Here is a 24041-nt window from a genome sequence, read left to right on the forward strand (position 1 = left end):
GTATTATATAAAACCCCCGCGCCGGCCTCTAACAGCCAACGCGGGGGTTCCGGTGTGAGGTAGTTGGCTTACACCAAGCTACTACATATCCTGGATAATTTCGTCGCCGAACTCGCTGCATTTGAGCAGGGTGGCGCCTTCCATCTGGCGTTCGAAATCGTAGGTGACGCGCTTGGCGGCAATGGCGGCTTCGAGGCCCTTGTAGATGAGGTCGGCGGCTTCCTGCCAGCCCAGGTGCTCCAGCATCAGGGCGCCCGACAGAATTACGGAGCCGGGGTTTACCTTGTCGAGGCCGGCGTACTTGGGGGCCGTGCCGTGGGTGGCTTCGAAGATGGCGTGGCCGGTGTCGTAGTTGATGTTGGCGCCCGGCGCAATGCCGATACCGCCCACGATGGCGGCCAGCGCGTCGGAGATGTAGTCGCCGTTCAGGTTGAGCGTGGCGACGACCGAGTAGTCGGCGGGGCGGAGCAGGATTTGCTGCAAAAAGGCGTCGGCGATGCTGTCCTTGATGAGGATTTTGCCGCTGTCGAGGGCCAGCTTCTGCTGGGCGTCGGCCATTTCCTGGCCCTGCTTGGCCAGCACCTTATCGTACTGGGCCCAGGTGTACACCTTGTCGCCAAACTCCTTTTCGGCCAGCTCGTAGCCCCAGGTTTTGAACGCGCCCTCGGTGAACTTCATGATGTTGCCCTTGTGCACGATGGTTACCGAGGGCTTCTTGTGCTTGATGGCGTACTCGATGGCTGCGCGCACCAGCCGCTCAGTGCCTTCCTTGCTCACGGGCTTGATGCCGAAGGAGGACGTTTCGGGGAAGCGGATTTTCTTCACGCCCATCTCATCCTGCAGGAATTCGAGCATTTTCTGGGCCTGGGGCGTGCCGTTCATGTACTCGATGCCGGCGTAGATGTCCTCGGTGTTCTCGCGGAAGATGACCATGTCGGTCAGCTCGGGCTGCTTCACAGGGGAGGGTACGCCCTCGAACCAGCGCACGGGCCGCACGCAGGCGTACAGGTCGAGTTCCTGGCGCAAAGCCACGTTCAGGCTCCGGATGCCGCCGCCCACGGGCGTGGTCAGGGGGCCTTTAATGCCCACCAGGTAGTCGCGGAAGGCGTCGAGGGTTTCGTTGGGCAGCCAGTTGTTTACCTGCTTGAAGGCCTTCTCGCCAGCCAGCACCTCTTTCCATTGCAGCTTGCGCTTGCCGTTGTAGGCCTTCTCTACCGCCGCATCAAACACGCGTACGGCCGCGGCCCAGATATCCGGCCCCGTGCCGTCGCCCTCAATAAATGGAATAATCGGCTGGTCCGGCACGTTGAGCTTGCCGTTCTTGATGGTTATTTTCTCTGCCATTGTTGAAAAAAAGTGTCAGGTGTTACGTGACAGGTATTTTGAGGTTAGTGCTGGGGTGTTGGGGTGCTCGGGGGTAAGCGGTGAACTGGGTGAGAGCTAGAACGTCATGCAGAGCGGAGCGAAGCATCTCGCGTGCTGACGTCAAATTAGCATTGCAACGTCAGCACGCGAGATGCTTCGCTCCGCTCTGCATGACGGTCTTTTTGCCCGTTCTATCATCGTTCTAATAGCCGAAAATCTCCTTCAGCGTCAGCTGCTCGACTTTGCCGTACTTGGCTAACTCCTTAAAGTTGAGGCGGTCTTTGGAGCCGATGACGAGGATGGTCTGGGGCTGGCCCTTCACGCGGGCCTGCTGGAACTTGAGCAGGTCGGCGAAGCTCATGTTGGCCGTCTGCTCGTACACGTCGCGGCGCAGGTCGTAGTCGAGGCCGAGGCGCTTGGCGCGCTCGTAGCTGAAGAGGATGTCGGATTTGGTGATGCGGTCGGTGGCGATGCCGTTGCGGATGGCGGCTTTGGCGATTTGCAGGTTGGCTTCGGCGGCGGGCATGTCGAGCAGCAGCGTGTTCATGCCGGCCATGGCCTCGGGCAGCTTGTCGGCCTGGGTGCCAATGTAGCTCAGGTTGTAAGAGCTGCGGCCCACTTTGTCGGCCGTGGAGAAGCGCGAGGAGGCGGAGTAGGCCAGGGCCTGGCTTTCGCGCAGCTCCTGAAACACGATGCTGCCCATGCCCCCGCCGAAGTACTCGTTGTAGAGGCTGGTGGTGGGCACGAGCGTTTTGTCAAACACGGGGCCCTTGCTCAGGAACAGGATTTCGGCCTGCACCATGTTGTAATCCACCCAGTACACCTTGGGCGTGGTCAGCGGCTGCTCCACGTAGTCCTTGTTGGTGGGTACGGGCTTGAGCGTGGCGGGCGTTTTGTGACTGATTGCAAGAACGTCAAGTATTCCAGCCTCCAGCATGCGCTGTTGAGGCGTTTTAGTGTCTTGCGTGGGAGTAACTTCCTTGTGCCAAGTTTCCAGCGTACGTGGCCCGTAGTACAGCACCCGGTGCTGGTAGGTCGGCAGCTGCTGGATGAGGCTGGTGAGCTGCTCGGGCTTGAGGGCCTTGAGCTCTTTCTCGCTGAGCTGGGTGGTGAAGGGGTTTTTGGGGCCGTACTTGGCGTAGTTCACCATGGCCTGCTGCAAAATCACGCCCTTGTTAAGCTTGGCATCCTGGCGGGCCTTGAGCACGCCGGCCACCATGTTTTTGAGGGCGGCGGCATCGGGCTTGGGGGCGGCCAGCAGGGTTTCGAACAGCTGGAGCGCGGGCTCCATGTTGCTGTCGAGGCCGCTGAGACTGATGGTGGTGCGGTCCTGGGCGCTTTGCACGGCAAAAGAGCAGCCCAGCTTATAGAACTCCTGCTGCAGCTCGGCGGCCGAGTACTTGCCGGCCCCCAGGTACTGAAGGTAGTCGGTGGCCAGCCCGAGGCGCGGGTTGGCGTTGGTGCCCATATCGAGCACGTAGTACAGGTTGAACAGGTTGTTCTCGGTGTTGTGGGTGTAGAACACCGGAATGCCCGAGGCCAGCTTGGTTTCCTGAATATCCTTCTTGTAGTCAACGAACACCGGCTGCAACTCCGGCGACGACATGGCCATCACCTGCTTGTAGAACCCGGAGGCCACCTCGCGGTTGACGGGCACGGGCGTGATGGCGGGCTTCACCACCTTCACCTTGTTGGGGTCTTCGCCAGTACGCTTGTACACCAGCGCGTAGCCGGGGCCGTAGTACTGCTGGGCCACGCGCATCACGTCGTCGCGGGTTATTTTGCCGAAATCATCGAGCTGCCGGAGGTAGTCCTTCCAGTCCTGGCGGGCCACGAAGGCATCGACGAAGGCACCGGCGCGGGCCTCGTTGCTCTCGTAGCTCTTGGTGCGCTGGAGCTTATCGTTGTTGATGATGGCCGGAATGAGCCACTCCGGAAAGTCGCCCTTCTTCACCTTGTCGAGCTGGGCCAGTAGCAGGTCGCGCACTTCTTCCAGCTTCTGGCCCTGGCGGGGCGTGGCGTAGAGGATGTGGGCCGAGTAGTCGTTGTTGATGTTGGTGAACGAGGCCGCCTGCAACACTTTCTGCTGCTGGTTGAGGTTGAGGTCAATCAGGCCGGCCTGGCCGTTGCTGAGAATCTTGTCAATCATGCGCAACGCCAGCGCATCCTGAGTGCTGCCGCCGGGGAAGCGGAAGCCCAGCATCACGTTCTCGGCGCTGGGGCCCACGATTTTCGTAACCACCGGGGCCGTCAGCGGCTCCTCTTTGGCTACCTCAAACGTGGGCACCGGCTTGCGCTGGAGCCTGCCGAAGTACTTATCAATCGTGCGGATGGTCTGGTCGTAGTCCAGGTCGCCGCTCAGGGCCAGGGCCACGTTGTTGGGCACGTAGTACTTATCGAAATACGCCTTGATTTCCGTGATGGACGGATTCTGCAGGTGCTCGATGGTGCCGATGGTGGTCTGGGTGCCGTAGGGGTGCTGCTTGAACAGCGTGCGGTTGAGGGCCTCAAACTCCTTGCTGAAGTCGTTGTCGAGGCCCCGGTTCTTCTCCTCGTACACGGCCTCCAGCTCGGTGTGGAACAGGCGCGGCACCAGCTCGCCCAGCCGCTCGCTCTGGATGGCGGCCCACTTCTCGATTTGGTTGCTCGGAATATCCTCCTGGTACACCGTCTGCTCGACCGAGGTGTAGGCGTTGGAGCCCTGCGAGCCGATGGCGCCCATCACCTTGTCGTACTCGTTGGCCACGGCGTACTTGGCCGCGACGCCCGAAATGGAGTCAATCTGGTGATAGGTTTTGCGGCGGGCGGCGGGGTCGTTGCGCTGGGCGCGGTACTGCTCGTAGAGGGCCTCAATCTTATCCAGCTCGGGCTTTTCGGCGGCCCAGTTCTGGGTGCCCAGCTGCGAGGTGCCCTTGAACACCATGTGCTCCAGGTAGTGGGCCAGACCGGTGGCGGTGGCCGGGTCGTTTTTGGAGCCGGCCCGCACGGCCAGGTAGGTCTGGATGCGCGGGGCGTCCTTGTAATCCGACAAATACACCGTCAGCCCGTTATCCAGCGTGTAGATGCGGGCCTTGAGCGGGTCGCCGGGGACGGTCTGGTAAGTATATTCCTTCTGCCGGGCCGGGGCGGGGGCTTCGGTGCCTGGGCTGGTGGCCGGGGCCGAAACGGTGGGCTTGCTGGACTGGCACTGGGTCAGGCCCAGGGCCGCCAGGGCCGGAACGAATAGCAGAAGGGGTTTTCTCACGAGGAAAGGACGGCGGAGCGGGCAGGACACAATAAGAAACCCAAAGATAGGCGTCCCCCCCGGGAATAAAAAGCCCGTCTGCACCCCTGCCGCCTTTCAAGTGCGAAAAAATGCTTATAGGATCACGGATTAGCCCGGATTTTAGCGGATTTCACGGATTTTGTAGCTGACCCTGCCGAGCATTAGTTCAAACCTGTACAACTGCAAAATCGAAAAGGCTGCCTCGCCAGAGGCAGCCCTTCGCAATCGACTACAAAATCCGTGAAATCCGTTAAAATCCGTGCTAATCCGTGATCTAGTCGGCATCCAGCCCCAGGCGCTGCTTCATCTCGGCCAGCATGGGGTACTTTTCGGTGAGGTACTCCAGCTTGTCGGTGGCGGTGTAGAGCTTGCGGCCGGTTTCCTGGCGCTCCACGATGCTTACCTGCACGTTGAGGCGGGGGTAGCCGGTGCGGCGGCGCAACTCGGTCACGAATTCGCCCCGGAAGTCGTTGAACTGGTCTTCCTGCACGGGGTTGTCCACGGTTAGCAGGATGGCGTGCTGCTCGCTGGCCTGCACCGGGCGGTTGAGGATGCTGTAGTGCATCATGCTGTGGGCCTTGCGCTCCTCGGTCAGCTCGCCCCACACCCGTTGCAACACGGCGTTGTCGATGGCGGGCAGGCCGATGACGGGGCCGCTGGGCTCGGCTTCGGCGGTGGCTTTGCCGGCGGCGGCCTGCTCGGCCAGCTGGGCCTTCATGGCGCTCAGGCTGCCCAGGCCGGGCAGCTTGGTGCCCAGGCCCAGGGGCTTGCCCGCCGGCGGCATCCCGGGTTTGGGAATGGGCACGGCCATAGGCGGGGGCAGGGGCGCGGCCGTAACGGGCGTCATACCCGGCTCGTGGCCGGCAATGCTGGGCCGGCCGGTTTCAATGTGCGGCACCGTGTCGCGCAGCTGGCCGGTGGTGGGCACCTGGGTGGCCGTTTCGTCCTCAATGCTGGGCGTGTCGTGCAACTCGTCCACGCCGCTTTCCACCGGCACGATGGGCTCGGGGTCGGCGGGGCCGGATTGGATTTTGGTAGTTGGATGTTGGTAGTTGGATGGCTGTGCTGGCGGCTTGGCGTAGGCGGCGGGCGTTTCGGCGGTGCCGTCGGCTACCAGCTGGCCGGGCGCGGGGGTGCTGGTGGCGGCGGCCGGGGCAGCAGCAACCGGAGTGCTTACGCTACTTTTTTTTTTCGCCTCGCCGTTGTCCGACGACGAGGTGGTGGGGCCGGCGCTCAGGTCGCGGGCGAATTGTACGGCCCCGTTGAGGTAGGCCAGCTTCATGAGCATGAGCTCGACGTGCAGGCGCTGGTTTTTGGCCTGCTTGAACTCCCGGTCGCAGAGGCTAACCAGGTTCAGGGCCGAGAGCAGAAAGGCCAGCGGGGCGGCCTGGGCCTGCTGCACGTAACGCGCCCGGATGTTGTCGGACACCTCCAGCAGCTGCACCGTCACGGCATCTTTGCACACGAGCAGGCCCCGCAGGTGCTCGGCCGCGCCCACCACGAAATTGTGCAAATCGAAGCCGTTCTGCATCACTTCCTCCAGCAGCAGCAGCGCGGCGCTCAGGTTCTCGGTCAGCAGCGCGTCGGTCAGCCGGAAGTAGTATTCGTAGTCCAGAATGTGCAGGTTCTGCACCACGTCCTGGTAGCGCAGGTTCTGACCCGAGAAGGTCACCATCTGGTCGAACATGCTCAGCGCGTCGCGCAGGCCGCCGTCGGCCTTCTGGGCCAGCAGGTGCAGGGCATCGTCCTCGGCCGCAATCTGCTCCTGGGTAGCTACGTGCCGCAAATGCCCCCGAATGTCATCGACCTTGATGCGGTTGAAGTCGAATACCTGGCAGCGCGACAGAATCGTGGGGATAATCTTGTGGCGCTCAGTAGTAGCCAGAATGAAGATGGCGTAGCCCGGCGGCTCCTCCAGCGTCTTGAGAAAGGCGTTGAAGGCCGCATTCGAGAGCATGTGCACCTCGTCGATGATGTAGACCTTGTAGCGGCCCTGCTGGGGGGCGTAGCGCACCTGCTCCACGAGGCTCCGGATGTCCTCGACCGAGTTGTTGGAGGCCGCGTCCAACTCATGCACGTTGAACGAGGCGCTTTCCTGGAAGGCCCGGCACGAGCCGCACTTGCCGCAGGCCTCCAGCTCGAAGGGCGTGTTGTCGGGGTCAGCAGCCGTCAGCAGGGCCTCGGGCACGATGTCGGGCTGGCTGGCAATCAACTCCGACACCGGCCGGCCGCGGCGTACGTGCTCTTCCACGAACTCGCAGTTGATGGTTTTGGCCAGAATGCGGGCGCAGGTGGTTTTGCCCACGCCCCGCGGGCCGCAGAACAGGAAGGCCTGGGCCAGGTGCTGAGAAGCAATAGCGTTTTGCAGCGTGGTAGTCACGTGCTGCTGCCCCACCACGCTGCGGAACGTGGCGGGGCGGTACTTGCGGGCCGAAACAACGAAATTCTCCATAGGTCTTCCTACAAAGTTACCCCGAAAAGCCCGGCTTTGGAAGGAAGTTTCGCAGCTTCGGCGGCCCGGCCGCTCAGGCCGGCACCAGCACCCGGCGCACGGCCGCCGTGCGGTTGAGCACGCCCAGCTTGGCGTAGAGGTTGCGCAAATGCACCTGCACCGTGCGCGGACTGATGCCGCAGCGGTGGGCAATGTCCTTGTCTTCGCGGCCCCGCGCCAGGTGGTCAAGGATTTCGGCCTCGCGGGGCGTCAGGCCCAAGGCCGCGGCGTGGTTGGGGGCCGGAGCCGGGGCGGCCGGCCGCAGCAGCGCCACCAAGTGGGGCTGTAGGAAAGCCATCAGCGTCCGCTCGGTTTCGCTGAAGTCGCGGCGGCTACGCGAGAAGGCGCAGCTGACCAGCCCCAGCCCCGGCACCTGGAAGGCCTGCACCAGTTGGTAGCGCACGTTGACAAGCCGGTAGAACTCGTTGTAGACCAGGCCGCCGGCAAATTGCGGGCCGCTGCAAAAGTCGCTGATTTTAAGCGGGTCGGGGTAGTGCCGCACGAACAGGTAATCGAAAAGTGGGTGCTCGTGGATGTGGGCGGCCAGCAGGGCCAGCCGCGGCGGCGTGAACAGGGTGGGGGAGTTGCCGCCCAGGTTCAGGAGCCGGCCCGCTTCATCAAACACATCAAAGCAGGCCAGCTCCGAGCCTATCAGGGCATTCACGGCCTCAGAGAGGCGCACAAACCGGTCGGGACCCGTCGGCAGCTCCTGGTAGAGCGGTAGCAGCGTGGCGTTGAGTTGCCGGGCATGATGGAGCGAGAGCGAGGCCATAGTGCAAAACAGGTAAAGCAGCCGCTGTTCGCCCGCAACGGCGCAGGCACCCGGTGGCGAATCAACCAGGCTAATATAGGGGTTTTAGCATTTTTTGGCTAAGTGATTTTACCTATTTCCTGAATTGCAGGCAGCCGGTACTTTTGAATCCGGGCGGTGGGCTGGTTTTTTCCGGCTTTCTACCGGGCCTTTGCCAAGCGCCGGGGCCGCTACCGGAGCCAACCCAACTGCCCGCTTTTTCTGCCACGCTTTCCCTCGTTGCTATGAACACGTTTTCAAGGGCAGCTCTGCTGCTGGGCCTGCTTACGCTGGGCTGCAAAAAAGACGCCAGCGAAACCGCCGCCACCGCCGGCGACGGCACCATTACCTGGACCCAAAACGGCCAGTCCTATACCAGCACTCTCTATTCCAGCGCCATTGTCGATACGGGCGACAAAATCATCATCACCGGCTCGCCCGCCGATCTGAATACGGTCGTATCGTTGGCCCTGCCCGGAATCAACGCCAAAGGCGCGGGCACCTACGACCTGCCCCGGCGGGCGGGCAGCACCGAGGTGGCCGTGGGCGGGCTCACGCTCGATGCCAAAGCCCCCTCCACTGCCCGGCCCTACGAAACGCTGTTTGGCCCCGCGGCCAGCAACGGCACCATCACGGTAACCCAGTACGACAAGGCCAGCCAGAAGCTTAGCGGCACGTTCAGCTTCACGGCCGGGGCGATGCCCAGCACCAGCGCCACCGGCACCCAGGCCGTCACCAACGGCTCGTTCAGCTTCACCCGCTTCCGGTAGCGCGGTGCCGCAAGGAGCTATAAGGCCACTGCCCCGGCGCCCGGTGCCGCCCGCCGGCAGCTGCTGCCTACGCTAGCCGACGCCCAGGGGTCCCCGCGCCTCGTTGCCGGTTGAGTGCAGGATGGAGCGCTAAGGCAAGTTTTTGATTGACAAGCAACTGGCTGTTTTTATAAGTATAGAAATCAGTGTAGTAATCAACGCGGCCAACCGGCCCTCGCCACATTTTCGCTTCTGCTCATGAAATCAACTGCTTTCCTGGTCGGCCTGCTGCTGGCCCCACTGGCGGCCCTGGCCCAAACCACGCCCCCCGCCGCCCCCCAAGGCCCCGCCACCGACACGTACTTTGGCGTGAAAGTCGAAGACCCCTACCGCAACCTCGAAAAGCTCGACGACCCGGCCGTAGCTTCCTGGATGAAGGCCCAGAGCCAGTACGCCCGCCAGACGCTCAATGCCATTCCGGGCCGCCAGAAGCTCATCAACCAGATGGTGGCTTTCGACCAGCGCAAGGCCGCCCGCGTCTCGGACCTCAAAATTGCCGACAACGACCGGTACTTCTACTTCAAGTCGCGGCCCCAGGACCAGCAGCCCAAGCTCTACTGCCGCGACGGCTACCAGGGCCCGGAGGTGCTGCTCTTCGACCCCGAGGCGTACGTGGTGGGCAAGGTGTACAACATCAATGGTTTCGCGCCCAGCTACGACGGCTCCAAGGTGTCGTTCGGCATCAGCGAAAAGGGCTCCGAGCTGGGTTCTACGCTGATTATGAATGTGAAAACCCGCCAACTCTACCCCGAACAGATTCCGCTGAACCGGGGTAGCGGCGAGTGGCTGCCCGACAACCAGACCCTGGCCTACGTTCCCTTAAATAACGCCGACTTGCGCGACATGGCCGCCCGCCAGAACATGCAGTGCCGGCTGCACCGCATGGGCACGCCCGTCAGCCAGGATAAAGCCGTTTTCTCCGCGCAACTCTATCCCCAGCTGGGCATCCGACCTTCCGACTACCCGTATGTCGGCATCGACCGCGACAGTAAGCTGGCCCTGGGCTTCCTCTACTCCGTCGACCGTTACCTGCACGTATATCAGGCCCCGGCCGCGGCCCTGACGCAGCCCAACATCCCGTGGAAACCGCTGTTCCGGCCCGCCGACGAGGTAACCAACGTGGCCTCCGACGACCAGTACATCTACTTCACCACATCGAAAAACACCCCCCGTCAGAAACTGATGCGCATGCCCGCCGCCCGGCCCGATGTAGCGAAGGCCGAGGTACTGGTGCCCGAAAGAACCGACGAGGCCATCATGGACGATCAGCTGCAAACCACCCGCGACGGCCTGTACTTCGTGCGCAGCCGCAATGGCGTGCAGGCCAGGCTCTACTTCGTGCCCCGCGGCAGCAACACGGTGCGCGAGCTGACGCTGCCCCAGCCGGCGGGCCGCATCGAGCTGAGCAGTAAAAACGCGCAGTCGCCGGAGCTGTGGGCCACCGTGGGCGGCTGGACCACCGACCGCCAGCGCTACCGCTACGACGGGGCCAGCAGCCAGTTCGTGGCCGAGCCCCTGTCGTCGCAGGCGCAGTGGCCGGAGTTTGCCGGTTTGGTGGTCGAAGAAATCATGGTGCCCTCGCACGACGGCGTGCCGGTGCCGCTGTCGTTGGTGTACAAAAAAGGGCTGAAGCGCGACGGCCGCGCGCCCACGCTGCTGGTGGGCTACGGGGCTTATGCCCACTCCTACGAGCCCACGTTTATGCCGCCGTTCCTGCTCTGGACGCAGCAGGGCGGCATTCTGGCGGTGCCCCACGTGCGCGGGGGCGGCGAGCTGGGCGAGGACTGGCACAAGGCCGGCCAGAAAACGACCAAGCCCAACACCTGGAAAGACCTGATTGCCTGCACCGAATACCTGCATAAAAACGGCTATACCAGCCCGGCCAAAACCGTAATCAACGGCGGCAGCGCCGGCGGCATCCTCATCGGAAGGGCCCTGACCGAGCGGCCCGACTTGTTTGCCGTGGCCATTCCGGAGGTGGGCTGCCTGAACCCGGTGCGCATGGAAAATTCGCCCAACGGCCCCGTCAACATCCCCGAATTCGGGACTATGGCCCAGGAAGACGAGGCGAGGGCGCTGCTGGAAATGGATGCCTACCACCATTTGCAACCCGGCACCAAGTACCCCGCCACGCTAGTCACGGCCGGGGCCAACGACCCGCGCGTCATTGCCTGGCAGCCGGCCAAATTCGCCGCCCGCCTGCTGGCCGATAACGCCTCGGCCAAACCCATTTTATTCTTCACCGACTACGAGGCCGGCCACGGCCTGGGCGATTCGCGCCTTAAACAGTTCGAAAGCATTGCCGACCTCATGGCCTTCGGGCTCTGGCAGACCGGTACGCCAGGGTTTCAGCCGCCCAAAGTAGCCGCCAGGTAGCGCCAGCCGGGCCGGCCGCCCCGGCCGGGGCCGCCGCGCAAACCGGCCGGAAAAGCGGAACATTTTCGGGCCCAGGCAACGTTTACCAATCAGCGTGCGTACATTCGCACCCCGCCACTCGTGGCGGGCATCGTTCTTTCACAACTGGGGCTGACCGGAATTGACAGCTTGTGCACTGCGCGAGTAAGCGTGTCGGGAGTTGGATGAATCTCCCGTAAAAAAAGTTGTCCAAACAATAACTGGCGAGTATAGCTACGCCATGGCTGCTTAGTCTAGGTACTAAGTAATGCCATCGTCCCGCATCCGTCTTCCTGCTCACGGGTGAGTTCGGGGCGTCGAAAGCAGTTAGGATAGTTCGTAGGGCGCTGTGACCTACGGGCGAAACTCAAACAGATAAGGGGAAATCGAAGGCCTGATGTGCGCCTGGTTTCCTTCGACAATCCAAGCATAGATACACACGTAGAAAGCTCGACGTTTTCCTTGTCTGGACCAGAGTTCGAATCTCTGCAGCTCCACTTCTGAACGATACTAAAACCCCGCGGGCCTCGGCCGGCGGGGTTTTTTGTTGTTTTTGCCCCTCAGTTACTTTCAGTCTGCAATCTTGCAAGTAAGCTGTCCATGCCTTGCCCGAGAGAAACCATCGGGTGGCCGGCTGCATGTTGCTGGCTGGGTTGAGTATGTCGCCTTATCTTGCCGCGAGTAGCGCATGGAAGCAGTTGTTGAACCGTATTTAGGGGCCGTTTACACCCGGGCCTGGGTGGTAGAGCTGATGCTCGATCTGGCCGGCTATGCCGCGCCCCGCAACCTGGTTGATGCCCGGGCCGTGGAGCCGTCGGTAGGGCAGGGGGCCTTTTTGTTGCCAATGGTCGCTCGGCTGCTCACCTCCTGCCGGGTGCAACGCCGGCCCTGGCTCGACTGCCGCGACTCGCTCCGGGCTTATGACGTGGATGCTACTGCCCTCAAACAATGCCGCCGCCATGTACAGCAGCTGCTAATTGAAGCCGGCGTTTGCGGCCCGGATGCGGAAGCGCTGTTGAATGCCTGGCTGGTTGAAACGGATTATCTGCTGCTAGTGGGCCGCACCACTGGCCACACCAGCCAACTGCCCGGACTGTTCGATGAGCCTGTAGCCGCCGGGGTAGATTTTGTGCTGGGCAATCCGCCCTACGTGCGGGTAGAAAGTATTCCCGAAGCCCAAAACGCGCGCTACCGGCACCTTTTTCCCACCATGCGCGGCCGTGCCGACTTGTACGTGGGCTTCTTTGAAGCGGCCCTGCGGCAACTGCGGCCCAATGGTGTTTGCGCCTTTATTTGCGCCGACCGGTGGATGCTGAACCAATACGGGGAATCGTTGCGCCGCTACATTACCACCGATTTTGCGGTGGAGCTGCTGCTGGAAATGCACGACGCGGCGGCTTTTGAAGACACGGTAAGCGCCTATCCGGCCATTTCGCTTATTCGCCGTGCCTCCCAAGGGGCCGCCGTGGTGGCCAGGGCTACCAACGAACTGGAGCAAACCCCCGCGGCCGAAATCGTGGCCTGTCTGAACGCCATCCGGCTGGAAGCTACACCCCCCGGCGTACTTGGCCTTACCGCCGCCCGGGTTCCCGAATGGTTTCCCGCTGGTCGGCCCTGGACGCGTACTACCCCCACCCGCACGGCGCTGCTGGCCTATCTGGAGCAGCATTTCGAGCCACTGGTATCAGCCGCTACCGGCACCCGCGTGGGAATCGGCATTGCCACCGGGGCCGACGCCGTGTTTTTCACCACCACTCCCGACCTGGTGGAGCCAGCGCAACAGCTACGGCTGGCCCGCCCCGCCGACGTGCGCACCGGCCAGCTGGTCTGGGGCGGGCAGTGGCTGCTTAGCCCCTGGCACCGGGGGAAGCTGATTGACCTGGCCCATTATCCCCGGCTGCACGCTCACCTGGCCGCCCATCGCCCCCAACTGGCCGGCCGCCACGTGGCTAAAAAGAACCCCCAAGCCTGGTGCCGTACCATTGATAAAGTAGACGAACCGCTCTACCGGCGCCCCAAGCTCTATATCCCCGACATCAAGAACACCCTCTTTCCGGTCCTCGACCAGGGTGAAACCTACCCCGACCACAATCTCTACTTTATTACTTCCGACCACTGGGACCTGGAAGTGCTGGGCGGGTTGCTGCTCAGCGACCTGGGTACTTTTTTCGTTGAGTGCTACGGCGTACGAATGCGCGGGGGTTACTTGCGGATGCAGGCCCAATACCTGCGCAAAATCCGGGTGCCCGCCCCGGCGGCCATCCTGCCACCCCAGGCCGATGCGCTCCGGCAGGCTTTCCGCACCCGCGACGTGGCGGCAGCCACCGTAGCTGCCGTGGCCGTGTATGGTATCGGCCACCTCTGGCCCACCGCTTAACTATATTCATCTTCTATGCCCACTCCTCTCGAAACGCTCTTCCAAAATCTTGATTCCGAGTTGCAGCAGGCCGTGCAGTATTATTGGAACGCCCGCGACCAGGCCCGCACCAGGCAGCAAACCGCCGGCCGACTCGATACCGGTACCCGGAGTGCCGTAACTGCCGGCGGCCAGATGGGTGCCCTGGAAGCCCTTATCGTGCGGGCCCTACGGCTGGTAGGCCTGCCTAACCTTGATATCAAAATTGGCCGCTCCGAAGACCCTGCCTCCCAGGGCCGCCTGGAGATTCCGGGTTACTACCGGCCCGAGAAGAAGTGGGACATGCTGGTACTATCTAACGGTCTGCTCATTGCCGCGCTAGAGTTTAAAAGCCAGGTAGGTCCTTCGTTCGGCAACAACGCCAACAACCGCGTAGAAGAAGCCGTGGGCAGCGCCGAAGACGTGTGGAAAGCCTACCGCGAGCAGCGGTTCGGCCCCGGCCCCCGGCCGTTCTTGGGTTACCTGTTCTTGCTCGAAGACTGCCCCAAAGTCCATGCTCCAGTTAAGCTCAACCAGCCCTACTTTCCCGTCGACCCGGCTTTCGTTACTCCCCGCGGCGGCACGTCTTACGCCCAGCGCTACGAAGTGCTATGCCGGCGACTGATGCACGAAAACCTGTACTCAGCCGCCTGTCTGCTACTGGCAACCAACGCCACCCCTACTACCGTCACCCAACCTGCCCCCAACCTCACGTTTCGCTGGCTCCTGGCCGGACTTGTAAAACACGCTGAGGCGGTAGTATTGGGCCAGGGTAGCTAGACCTTTCCTTGTCTGGACCAGAGTTCGAATCTCTGCAGCTCCACTTCTGAACGATATAGAAGACCCCGCTGGCCTCGGCCGGCGGGGTTTTTTATTTGCCTTTCAACCGAGTATATTCGTTAATAAGGTGCTGTTATATAGCGTTTTATATAGATTAAAAATTCGGGCTTTTTCGTCTGATGCTCTCGTGCGGCCGTATACCCGCTCTGAAAGCTGACCCGCCAGGGCCGGCATCAATTCACCCCAAACGACTTTCCGATGAAACTGAATCTCCTGCTGGCTGCTGCCCTATTTGTGGGTACCGCCACGGCCGCCTCGGCCCAGACCACGCCCACCGGTACGCCCCACACCGGCACCATGAACCAGACGACGCCGATGACGCCGAATCCGGCTAACCCCACCACCAACCCCGGCATGCTCGACCAGCGCACGCCTACCATGAGCAACCCCACGCAAACCGGCGTCGGGACCATGGACCGCACGCCGGCCATGGAGAGCCGCACGACCGTGGAGGCCGAGCGCCGCACCTCTACCATGACCACCACCGAGCCTCGCAGCACCCGCACGACCACGACCAAGCGCTCGACCCGCAAGGCCAACATGCCGCGCAGCACCAGCCCGATAAAATAGTAAGCGCCCGCGTTTACCGACCACAAAAAAACCGGCCCGCATCGTGCGGGCCGGTTTTTTTGTGGCTGAATATCGGAGTAGCTAGGCTTTTTGCTCCAGTTGGCCGCCGGCCCGCAGCAGCAGGTCGGAGAGGGCCGTCAGGCTGTCGCGGATTTCGGCGGGCGCCTTGTCTACTACCTCGGCGGTCTGGGCGGCCAGCATGCTCAGCGAGCGGCCGATGGCCGGCGCGTTCAGGCCCGTGTCGCCCGCACTGAGCAGGGACTGCAGGTTGCCCATTTCGCGGCCGATATCCTGCAGGCGCGGCTCGCCGCTTTGCAGCAGGTGCTGCTGCCAGGTTTCGGTGTTGTCCATGGCGGCACTGATGGGAATGCCGGTCAGGCCGTTGCTGAGGGAGTGAATGGTGGCGTTGAGCAGGTCGGTGGAAATCATAGGAAAGGAAAATACAGGAGAAAAACGAATAGCCCGATGGGCAGGCTGGCTTACGTAGAAACAGGCGGTAAGGGTCAGGTTGAGGCTACGGAAGGCCCGGCGGGCAGGCGCCCGGCCCCGCGCAGGGCGGCGCAGGCGCGGTGGGCACTGGCTTCCTTGTCCTTGATTTCGAGCATGATATCCGCGTCCAGGTCGCCCAGGTCGTGCAGGAAACCCGCAAACAGGTCGTCTTCGAGCGTGGGCGTGTGCTTGCCATTCCGCTCGCCGGGCGCCTGCGAGCTGTAATCCATCATCATCACGCCGTCGTGCTGGGGGTGCCAGGTGGCGGCGGCCAGGCGCAGGGCCTCGGCCATGGGCTCGCCGTGGTTGAGGCATTCGTGGTGGAAGTTGTCGAAGAGCACCGGAATGCCCACCGCCGCGTGCACCCGCAGGCAATCCTGCAGGCTGAACAGGCGGTCGTCGTTTTCGATAACCAGGCGGGCGCGCACGGCTTCGGGCAGGCGCCGGTAGGTGGCAATAAAGCGACTGATGGCCAGCTCCCGGTCGTTATAGAGGCCGCCCACATGAATCTGGAGCTTGTGGGTAGAGTCGAGGCCCATCAGATCCAGCATCGAGCCCTGGTATATCAGCTCCTGGATGCTACGTTCCACAATACCGGCGTCGGGCGAGTTAAGGACTACGAACTGGTCGGGATGAAATGAGATCCGCAGGTTGTGGGCTTTCACATAGTCGCCAATGGCCCGGAACTCGGCCGCAAAGCGCGTTTGCCAGGGAAAGGTATTGATGGGATGGGAGCCAAACGGCACCACGCCCGAGCCGATACGGAAAAACAGCAGCCCGTGGGCCACGTTCCACTCCAGAATCCGGAGCAGGCAGCGCAGGTTGTTGGCCACCGTCAGCTCCAGGCGCTCATCGGTGTAAGAAGCCAGCCGGAACGTGCTGGTAGAGGTGCAGTCGAGCGTTTCGTTGACGCAGGGATAACCGATTCGCATAGGGGAGGCTGGATTGCCAGGTGGCCAGCCGACCCGGGAAGCAACTCTTCGGGGCCGGTATAAACACGCTTAGCGTTTCAAACCACTACGGAAAGCGCATCGGCACTGTTCGGAAGAAGCCGGCGCAATAGCAGCCGGAACCCGCCATCAAGCCCGAATCCTTACTCGTAGCCGCGGTTGTCCTTGAAGTTGCGGTTGTAGCGGCGGCGCTCCTGCAGGGCGCGTTTGGCGGCTTCCTCGGCCTCAATCTGCCGCAGCTTCTCCCGCTCCTTGCCGGCCCGCGAAAACTGCTCGTAAAGCAGGCTTACGGGGCTGGCCAGCGTGGGCGTGGGGGCCTTGGGCGCCGCCGAATCGACGGGGAACATGGGCTTGGGGGCCGGGGGGCGCTTCACGGCACTGGTGGGGGCTTTAACGGGCCGCTTGATGTTACGCAGGGCCCGGTCGATGAGCTCCTGATCGGGCCGGCCCTCGGTGATGCGCACCTCGCCCAGCTGCACCGTGTCGGGCCGCAGGCGCACCTGCACAATGAGCTGCGAAAGGCCGGTGCCCCCCAGCGGCAGCATGCGGGGCTTGAAGCCCACGGCCCGGAAAACGAGCGTATCGGTGCGCTGGGCCGTTACGCCGAAGTCGCCGCTGGCATCGGCAACTACGGCCAGCTGCGTGCGCCGTACCGTTACGGAGGCGCCCCGGATGGGCCGGCGCGAGCCTTCTTCTGAAATGCGGCCCGTTACGCGCACCTGCCCCGCCGCCAGCCCGGCCAGCAACAGCAACGGCGCCAGCAGCAACAGCAGGAAACGAACGGGGCCGACGGAGGGTAAGGCAGGAATCAGCATCAACAGGCAAACTAACGCAGCGCGGCGGGAAAATGATGGAAGCCGCATCGGCCAACGGGCCGGCCGACCAGCGCCCATACCGCCGGAAGGAGACAAAAGAAGCCCGCACCGTTGCAGGTGCGGGCTTCCGGGAGCTAACAAATTGGTGGCCGAAAATACGCCGGCCGCCGAAAAAGTTATTTGATAACGGTTTTGTCGCCGTTTTCGGGCTTCATTTTCACGGTGCCGTCGTCGGCATCCATCTTGGCTTTGTTGCCCTCGGCATCCTTCATTTTCACGTCGCCGTCGGCTTTTACTTTCAGCTTGCCGCCGTCTTCGCCCTTCACTTTCATCTTGTCCACGTCGGCCGTGTTCATCGTGCCCGACGACATATTGTCGGAGGAGTTCGTGGTCATGTTGTCCGACGAAGCCGAGCCGGTGTTGTCCATGTACCGGTCGTCGTAGTAGTTGGTGCGGCTGCTTTCGTAGGCCGAGTACTGCTTGGGGTCGGTGAACACGGTTTTCATTTCCGTGTCGGTGTTGTTGTACACGTCGCGGCGGGCGGCGGCCATGCCCATCGTGTCGGTCATGTACTTCTGGTTGAGCTCGGCCATGCGTTGCCCGCGGGTGACGTACATGTCGCGTACTTTCATACGGGTAGGCTCGTCGAGCTGCATGCTGGTGGCCATATCGTTGGCCATGCGGTCGGCGCGGCTGTTCACGGCCTCGGGCGAGTAGTCCATGCTACCGCTCGTGGTGGTAGTGGTCATGGTGGTATCGGTAGTAGCGGTAGTGGTTTCGGCGGGCTTGTTTTCCGAGCACGAGCCGAGCGTGAAAGCAGCGGCAGCCGAAAGCAGGAGCAAAGTCTTTTTCATAAGGAAAGCCTGAAATTCAGTGAAAAAAGAAGGGAGAGAAAAAAGGGAATGGCGCATATACGGGCAGTGGCGGGCAGAGGTTGGGCAGCTGCCCGGATTGTGGTTGGGAGAGCGGCAAAGCAAAAAAAAGTGCGCGTTCGGCAGAGGTCGAAACCCCACCGAACGCGCACTGCCAGTTAGCTGCAGGCTGTACTAACCCGGCCTAGCCGCGCCGCAGCTCAAACACCGTGATTTCGGGCAGAAAACCCACCCGGCCGGGGTAGCCGATAAAGCCCAGGCCCGTGTTGACGTACAGGTGCTGGCGGCCGCGCTGGTACAGGCCGGCCCACTGCTTGTAGGCGTACTGCACCGGGCTCCACTTCAGAAACGAGAGGTTGATGCCGAACTGCATGCCGTGGGTGTGGCCGGCCAGCATCAGGTCGATGTCGGGGTAGTTAACAACCTGGGCATCCCAGTGCGAGGGGTCGTGGGAGAGCAGGATTTTGAACGGGGCGGCGGGGTCGGCGGCGGCGTGGGCCTTGGCCAAGTTGCCGTACTGGGCGAAACCGCGGGCGCCCCAGTTCTGCACCCCGATGATGCTGATTTTTTCGCCGTTGCGCTCCACCGTGCGGGCCTCATCGAGCAGCAGGTTCCAGCCCATGCGGGCGTGGCTGTTTTTGAGGCGGGCCAGGTTGGCATCCTTGGCCGCCTGGCCGCCTTCCTGGGTCCAGTCCACGTAGTCGGAGTAATCGTGGTTGCCCAGCACCGAGTAAATCGGCAGCTTGGCCCGGATGCCGGCCAGCGTGTCGATATGCTCCTCGACCTCCGCGGCGTAGTTGTTTACCAGGTCGCCGGTCATGAACACCATATCGGCGGCCTGCTCGTTGATGAGGGCCACGGCGCGCCGCAGCGGGTCCAGGCTCTGGAACGAGCCGGTGTGCAGGTCGGAAATCTGGAGCATCTTAAAGCCGTCGAACGAGGCCGGCAGGTTGGGAAAGCGCAGCACCACGCGCTTCACGGTGTAGTCGGTGCGCCCCTTGAACATGCCCCAGATGAGGGCCACAAACGGCACGGCCCCGGCCACCAGCGCGGCCTTGCTCAGAAACTCGCTCCGCGAAATAGCCGGACCCGCGCCTGCGCCGGCGGGTCGGCCCACCAGCTGCAGGGCCCAGCGGCCCAGACGCACCACGTCTTCGAGCAGCAGCGGAATGATGATGAGCATTTTGGCCGCAATAACGGCCAGCAGCAGCCCGCCGAAGTAGGCTTTGTAGGAGACATGCTCGCGGCGGTTGCTCACGGCCCAGATGCCCAGGCCCCAGACCAGGGCAGTAACCACCCAGTAAAGTATGGTAGTGGTGCGGCGCACGCCGGGCGAAGATGCTTGTACAAGTGTGCGAACGGCCTGGAAGGCGTACCACTCGGCGGCAGCTACCAGGGCCAGAAAGAAAGGCAGAAACAGTTTGCGGGACATAAAAAAGGGAGCCCCCGTAATTGGGACCACAAAGTAAGGCACAGGGGCGGGCAACGGCATGGTTGCGCCCGGTTTTTAAAGTAAATTCCGGGCCTACAACAACAATGCCCCATGCAAGAGTTTGACAAGCTGTCGGAAAACCCGGATTCAGCCGGCCTACTAGCCCCCACGGGCGAGGCGGCGCCCTACGCCCCGGTTGTCAGCGGCATCAAGAGCTGGGCCGAGGAAGACCGGCCGCGCGAGAAGCTGCTGCAAAAGGGCCGCGCCGTGCTGTCGGATGCCGAGCTGCTGGCCATCCTGCTGGGCTCGGGCACCGCCAGGCTGTCGGCCGTGGATGTGGCCAAGCTCGTGCTCAAAAGCGCCCAGAACGATTTGAACGCGCTGGCCCGCTTCTCGGTGAAGGAGCTAATGAAGCAGAAGGGCATTGGCGAAGCCCGCGCCATTACCATTGTGGCGGCCCTGGAGCTGGGCCGCCGCCGCAAGGAAGCCGACGCGCCCGCCCGCACCACCATCACCTGCTCGCGCGACATTTACCTCGCCATGCAGCCCCATTTGCAGGATTTACCCCACGAGGAGTTCTGGGTGATTCTGCTCAACCGGGCCAACGTGGTCATGCGCACCGTCAGCATCAGCCGGGGTGGAGTGGCCGGCACCGTGGCCGACCCTAAGCTCATTTTCAAGGAGGCGCTGGAGCAGCTGGCCAGCAGCATCGTGCTGGTGCACAACCACCCCAGCGGCAACCGCAACCCCTCGGCCGCCGATATTGCCCTCACCCGCAAGCTCAAGGAAGCCGGCCTGCTGCTCGACCTGCCCGTGCTCGACCACCTCATCTTCACCGACCAGGGCTACCACAGCTTCGCCGATGAAGGAATGCTGTAGGAGGGGCTTTTGACTTTTAAATTATGGATTTTGACTTTTTGGGCTTGGGCAGAGTTATTAAGCTGCTGCCTGCCTCTGCCGGAGCTCGGCAAAGCGCCGGGGCCGGTCAGCGGGTGTAGCCTCCGGTAGAGGGAATTGCCAGGCAGCTTCCATCTTTGCCGAAAGTTGCAGCTGAGCGAGGCTCAACGCAATTCATAATTCAGAATCTAAAATTCATAATTCCTTTCCCCTTGCGTTTCAATCCCAAACTCCTCATCGGCCTGGGCCTGCTGCTCGTATTCGGCTATTTTCTGCAGGACCTTGTGCTGGGCCAGGACCAGTACGCTGCCCGGCTGCAGCAGGCGCGGGCGGCCAAAAACAACGCCTTCCGCCGGCCCAACTCCTCGCCCCTGAGTGCCGATGCGCGCCAGAGTTTCGACAGCCTCAAGTTCTACCCGCCCAACCGGGCCTACCGCCTCGAAGCCCAGCTGGAGCACTTCCCGCAGCGCGACACCGTGGAAATGCCGCTCACCGACGGCAAGGCCGATAAGTACCTGCGCTGGGGCCGGGCCAAGTTTATCTTCGACAAGCAGGAGTACCAGCTCACGCTCTTTCTGAAGGCCGACGGTAAGGATACCACCCTGTTCGTGCCCTTCACCGACCGCACCAACGGCTTCGGCTCCTACGGCGGCGGCCGCTACCTCGATGCCCCCCTGCCCGCCGCCGCCGACACCGAAGTGCTGCTCGATTTCAACCAGGCCTACAACCCCTACTGCGCCTACTCCGACGGCTATGCCTGCCCCGTTCCGCCCCCCGATAACCGGCTGAAGCTGCAGATTGAGGCCGGCGAAATGGCCTATAAGTAGTCATTGGTCAGCTATTAGCCGTTAGCTTTTAGGTTGTCGTGAGGTATGCTTAGAAGAAAAAAAGGGCGGCCCCTCCAGTCTGGAGGGGCCGCCCTTTTGTGTGTCCGGCCTCAATTCAGAAGAAAAGCAGGCTAACCGCTGATAGCGCTCAGCGAAGAGTTCAAATAAAACTACCGCTGAATCAGGATTTTGCGCGAGGCGGCATCGGCGCCGTTGCCCAGGCTAAGCTGGTAAAGGCCGCTGGCCAGCTGGCCCAGGTCGATGGGCATGTTGAGGCTGGCGGTAGCGGGTACGGCCTGGCGGTACACCTCCTGGCCGAGCATGTTGCGCACTACCACTTCGAGGCCGCTGGTGGGCCGGCTGAAGCTGGCCTGCACCCGGAACTGACCCGCGCTGGGGTTAGGCGACACCACGAGGCCGCCGCTGGCTTTCAGCTCCGAGGCTACGCTGGTAATCACGTTGCTGACCACCATATTGTCGATGGCCCAGCCCCAACCGTATGCGGCGGGGTCGGAGGTAAGACGGAAGCGCAGCCGCACTTCGTCGCCCACGTTGTACTTGCTGCCCAGGCTGAAGGTATGCGCCTTGAACAACGAAGCCGAGCCAACGGAGTTGGAGTTGCCGGCGGCCGTTGTGTTAGCTTTCCAGGCGGCCAGCCAGTCGGCCTGCAGATTGGAGTCGTAGCCGTCGGCTACCGGCTTCCAGGTGGCGCCCCGGTCGGTGCTGCCTTCCACGACCACGTAATCGTAGAAATTGGGGTTGCCGAAGGGAACACCCGCGTCGCCGGGCTCTGCCAGCACTATCTCATCAAACGTGAGGGTCGTGTTCTTCGACGATACCTTGATGGGCACCAGCATCTGGTAGATGATGGTTGACGCATCCTGGTAAGGGTGGTTGGAATGAATAGCCGGATTGGTGAAGTTTGCCGGCTGGGTAATGCTGAAACCATCCCCCACGAAATCGAGCGGCGTTGTGCTGTTGAAGTTGTTGCTGTACGCTTCCTGCGCAGCCTTGAAATCCACCACATTTACGGTGTAGAATCCGGTGGCGGGATTTAACGTTTGGTTGGCTGCGGCCGCTACATCGCGGGTGACAATACGATAGGTAAGCACGTCGCCGGCCACAATGCCAGCGGCCGCCAGCGTCCCGGCATAGATGTCAGAAGTGCCCTGACGGTTGAGCGTAAGCGTAGACTTAGCCACGCCGTTAACAGAGAGTTCGGCTTGTACGCTGCCGATGCCCACATTATCAGTAGCCGTTACTTTCAGCTCCAACGGCAGCTGATTAACAAATACATAGCTAGGAGCCTTGTGCTGCACGAGTGGCGCCACCACATCGGGGCCCACTACAAACGAGTAGCGGTCGACGGTTGTCACGTTGGGCTGGTAAGCAGCCGGCGCGGTGTAGGTGCGCTTGGTTTCGTTGTCGGAAGCCGTGATGAAGTAGCTGACCTTGTGGTTGAGGCCCGGGTTTGGAATCACGCCCCGGTACTCGGAGCCGCCGGTATTGGTCATGGTAACTACCACGGCAGCGGCGTTGTCGATGGTATAGGTAAGCTTCACCGAGCCGGGCGTAACGGTGCCGTCGCTCACGATGGTGGCCGTAACGGGGAAGTCCTGGGCTACCTCCGAATCTTTGAGCGGGGTGGTGCGGATGGCCGTGTTGAACCAGCCCATTTCGTCGAACATGCGGAGCGTAATCGGGCCCGGGTTGTGCATGGCTTCTGCCGCGCCAATCTGGGGCGACATCAGCGAGTTGATGTCGCCGGCGCGGTACGTGGCCTCATCGAGGTGCGAAATGCTGGAGCCCGACGAGTAGGTGGCCGGGGCGTACAGCTTGGGGCGCTTGTCGTCGTTGAAGGCCTGGGCCAGGGGGCTGTTGAAGTAGAGCTGGTTGCCGGTAAACTGCGTGCCCAGCGCGGCCGAGCCGTTAGGGTAGGCGGGGTTGTTGGTGAGCAGCTCGCCGGCCTGATTCTCGATGTAGGTGCTGAAAATAGAGGCCGGGTTGCCGTAGGCCCCGTTGGGGGAGGTGTAGCTGGTGCCGGCAATAAAGCCCAGCCCGTGGCCCAACTCGTGCAGCACTACCGTTACCAAGTCGTATTTGCCGGTTGGTACCTTGCCATCCAGCCCGTAGTACCAGTTGAAGGTGCTGCTGAAGTTGGCATTGATATCGGCGGCATTCGTTGCGTTCAGCTCCTGTCCGCTGATTTTCTCGGCCAGTGCCACCGGGTATACCACTCCGTTGCGGGTGGCCCCGTTCAGGTCGCGGTAATAGGCACTTGCCCCGGCCGAGCCTAATACGCCCGCAGCCAGTGGCGTCCAGTTGGCATTCACCCGAATGGTTACCGGCGAGCTCAGCAACGACTGCCAGATATCGACGGCGTGCTGAAATGCGGCCTGTGCCTCGGGCGAGAAGCCCGTGTAGGTTACCTGAATCTTGGCCCCGTCGGCACGGCGGCCGGCGCGCTGCTGCTCGAGGTAGGCGGCGGGCAGGGGCAGTTGCGTGTGCATGCTCTCGGGACGCGAGTAGCAGATGGTAGCCGGGGCCGGGGTAGGGTCGAGGGCAAACTTATGCGTCTGGCCGAACCCGGCCAGGCTTACCAGCAGCGCCGGCACCGTAAGTAGAGTTTTCATCAAATAAGCAGAAATGCCTGGTGAAAATTGAAAGAAAGTCCGGAAAGTTACGCCACCGATGCCATTTATTCAACTATGTTCCGATGATTAAGCCCACCGCCGCCAAGGATTTTAGAGGAGCGCCCCCGCGTTGCGGCCCCGGTTTCGGCCTGCCGGGGCCGCCGCCGGCCGCGGGCCGACCCGGCGGCGGCTTTATACCGCCCGCCC

General features: G+C 62.3%; 17 protein-coding genes and 1 other RNA gene. 8 read left to right on the forward strand and 10 right to left on the reverse strand.

The window, feature by feature from the left end; all coding sequences use genetic code 11:
* Nucleotides 1–81: 81 nt before the first annotated feature.
* The 4 genes from icd to BMY67_RS02745 form a co-directional block, all read right to left on the reverse strand.
* A complete protein-coding gene (gene icd, locus BMY67_RS02730) occupies nt 82–1344 on the reverse strand; it encodes an NADP-dependent isocitrate dehydrogenase (RefSeq protein WP_092768041.1) in 1263 nt (420 codons plus the stop codon).
* 223 nt (nt 1345–1567) lie between these two features.
* Entirely contained in the window at nt 1568–4609 is a 3042-nt protein-coding gene (locus BMY67_RS02735) for a M16 family metallopeptidase (protein WP_245744848.1), read from the reverse strand.
* Between the two features lie 295 nt (nt 4610–4904).
* Nucleotides 4905–7082 carry a DNA polymerase III subunit gamma/tau gene (gene dnaX / locus BMY67_RS02740; protein ID WP_092768043.1) on the reverse strand — a complete coding sequence of 726 codons (2178 nt, stop codon included), beginning with the start codon at nt 7080–7082 and terminating at the stop codon, nt 4905–4907.
* 73 nt (nt 7083–7155) lie between these two features.
* The gene (locus tag BMY67_RS02745; protein WP_092768045.1) at nt 7156–7893 is read right to left on the reverse strand and encodes a helix-turn-helix transcriptional regulator; all 738 of its coding nucleotides are present in this window, start codon (nt 7891–7893) and stop codon (nt 7156–7158) included.
* A 263-nt stretch (nt 7894–8156) separates the two neighbouring features.
* Here BMY67_RS02745 and BMY67_RS02750 point away from each other — a divergent pair, with 263 nt between their 5' ends.
* From BMY67_RS02750 to BMY67_RS02775, 6 genes are all read left to right on the forward strand, one after another.
* Nucleotides 8157–8681 carry a DUF6252 domain-containing protein gene (locus BMY67_RS02750; protein ID WP_092768047.1) on the forward strand — a complete coding sequence of 175 codons (525 nt, stop codon included), beginning with the start codon at nt 8157–8159 and terminating at the stop codon, nt 8679–8681.
* Between the two features lie 237 nt (nt 8682–8918).
* A complete protein-coding gene (locus BMY67_RS02755; RefSeq protein WP_092768049.1) occupies nt 8919–11096 on the forward strand; it encodes a prolyl oligopeptidase family serine peptidase in 2178 nt (725 codons plus the stop codon).
* A gap of 146 nt (nt 11097–11242) precedes the next feature.
* Nucleotides 11243–11614: a transfer-messenger RNA gene (gene ssrA / locus BMY67_RS02760) on the forward strand.
* A gap of 188 nt (nt 11615–11802) precedes the next feature.
* The gene (locus BMY67_RS02765) at nt 11803–13491 is read left to right on the forward strand and encodes an Eco57I restriction-modification methylase domain-containing protein (RefSeq protein ID WP_092768051.1); all 1689 of its coding nucleotides are present in this window, start codon (nt 11803–11805) and stop codon (nt 13489–13491) included.
* Between the two features lie 15 nt (nt 13492–13506).
* Entirely contained in the window at nt 13507–14289 is a 783-nt protein-coding gene (locus tag BMY67_RS02770) for a PaeR7I family type II restriction endonuclease (RefSeq protein WP_092768053.1), read from the forward strand.
* Nucleotides 14290–14547: 258 nt separating this feature from the next.
* Complete coding sequence (locus tag BMY67_RS02775; protein ID WP_092768055.1) at nt 14548–14919, forward strand: hypothetical protein; 372 nt, start codon at nt 14548–14550, stop codon at nt 14917–14919.
* A gap of 81 nt (nt 14920–15000) precedes the next feature.
* On the opposite strand, the gene BMY67_RS02780 is transcribed toward BMY67_RS02775, so the two are convergent.
* From BMY67_RS02780 to BMY67_RS02800, 5 genes are all read right to left on the reverse strand, one after another.
* Nucleotides 15001–15348: a hypothetical protein gene (locus tag BMY67_RS02780; RefSeq protein WP_092768057.1), complete on the reverse strand. Its 348-nt coding sequence runs from the start codon at nt 15346–15348 to the stop codon at nt 15001–15003.
* Between the two features lie 74 nt (nt 15349–15422).
* Nucleotides 15423–16340: a UV DNA damage repair endonuclease UvsE gene (gene uvsE / locus BMY67_RS02785; RefSeq protein WP_092768059.1), complete on the reverse strand. Its 918-nt coding sequence runs from the start codon at nt 16338–16340 to the stop codon at nt 15423–15425.
* Nucleotides 16341–16501: 161 nt separating this feature from the next.
* Entirely contained in the window at nt 16502–17173 is a 672-nt protein-coding gene (locus tag BMY67_RS02790; protein WP_177189659.1) for a carboxypeptidase-like regulatory domain-containing protein, read from the reverse strand.
* Between the two features lie 176 nt (nt 17174–17349).
* Nucleotides 17350–18027, reverse strand: a complete 678-nt coding sequence (locus BMY67_RS02795; RefSeq protein WP_092768063.1) for a hypothetical protein — start codon at nt 18025–18027, stop codon at nt 17350–17352.
* A gap of 202 nt (nt 18028–18229) precedes the next feature.
* Nucleotides 18230–19477 (reverse strand): metallophosphoesterase, encoded by a 1248-nt coding sequence (locus tag BMY67_RS02800; RefSeq protein WP_092768065.1) that lies wholly within the window; start codon nt 19475–19477, stop codon nt 18230–18232.
* A 111-nt stretch (nt 19478–19588) separates the two neighbouring features.
* Between BMY67_RS02800 and radC the strand changes: the two genes are divergently transcribed.
* Both radC and BMY67_RS02810 read left to right on the forward strand, forming a co-directional pair.
* A complete protein-coding gene (gene radC / locus BMY67_RS02805; RefSeq protein ID WP_245744849.1) occupies nt 19589–20356 on the forward strand; it encodes a RadC family protein in 768 nt (255 codons plus the stop codon).
* Between the two features lie 230 nt (nt 20357–20586).
* Nucleotides 20587–21201: a DUF1684 domain-containing protein gene (locus BMY67_RS02810; RefSeq protein WP_177189660.1), complete on the forward strand. Its 615-nt coding sequence runs from the start codon at nt 20587–20589 to the stop codon at nt 21199–21201.
* Between the two features lie 170 nt (nt 21202–21371).
* Here the strand turns inward: BMY67_RS02810 and BMY67_RS02815 are convergent, their stop codons facing one another.
* Nucleotides 21372–23834 (reverse strand): T9SS type A sorting domain-containing protein, encoded by a 2463-nt coding sequence (locus tag BMY67_RS02815; RefSeq protein ID WP_092768069.1) that lies wholly within the window; start codon nt 23832–23834, stop codon nt 21372–21374.
* Nucleotides 23835–24041 lie beyond the last annotated feature (207 nt).

The organism is Hymenobacter actinosclerus, assembly GCF_900111515.1.
In the GTDB taxonomy this organism is placed as follows: Bacteria; Bacteroidota; Bacteroidia; order Cytophagales; family Hymenobacteraceae; genus Hymenobacter; species Hymenobacter actinosclerus.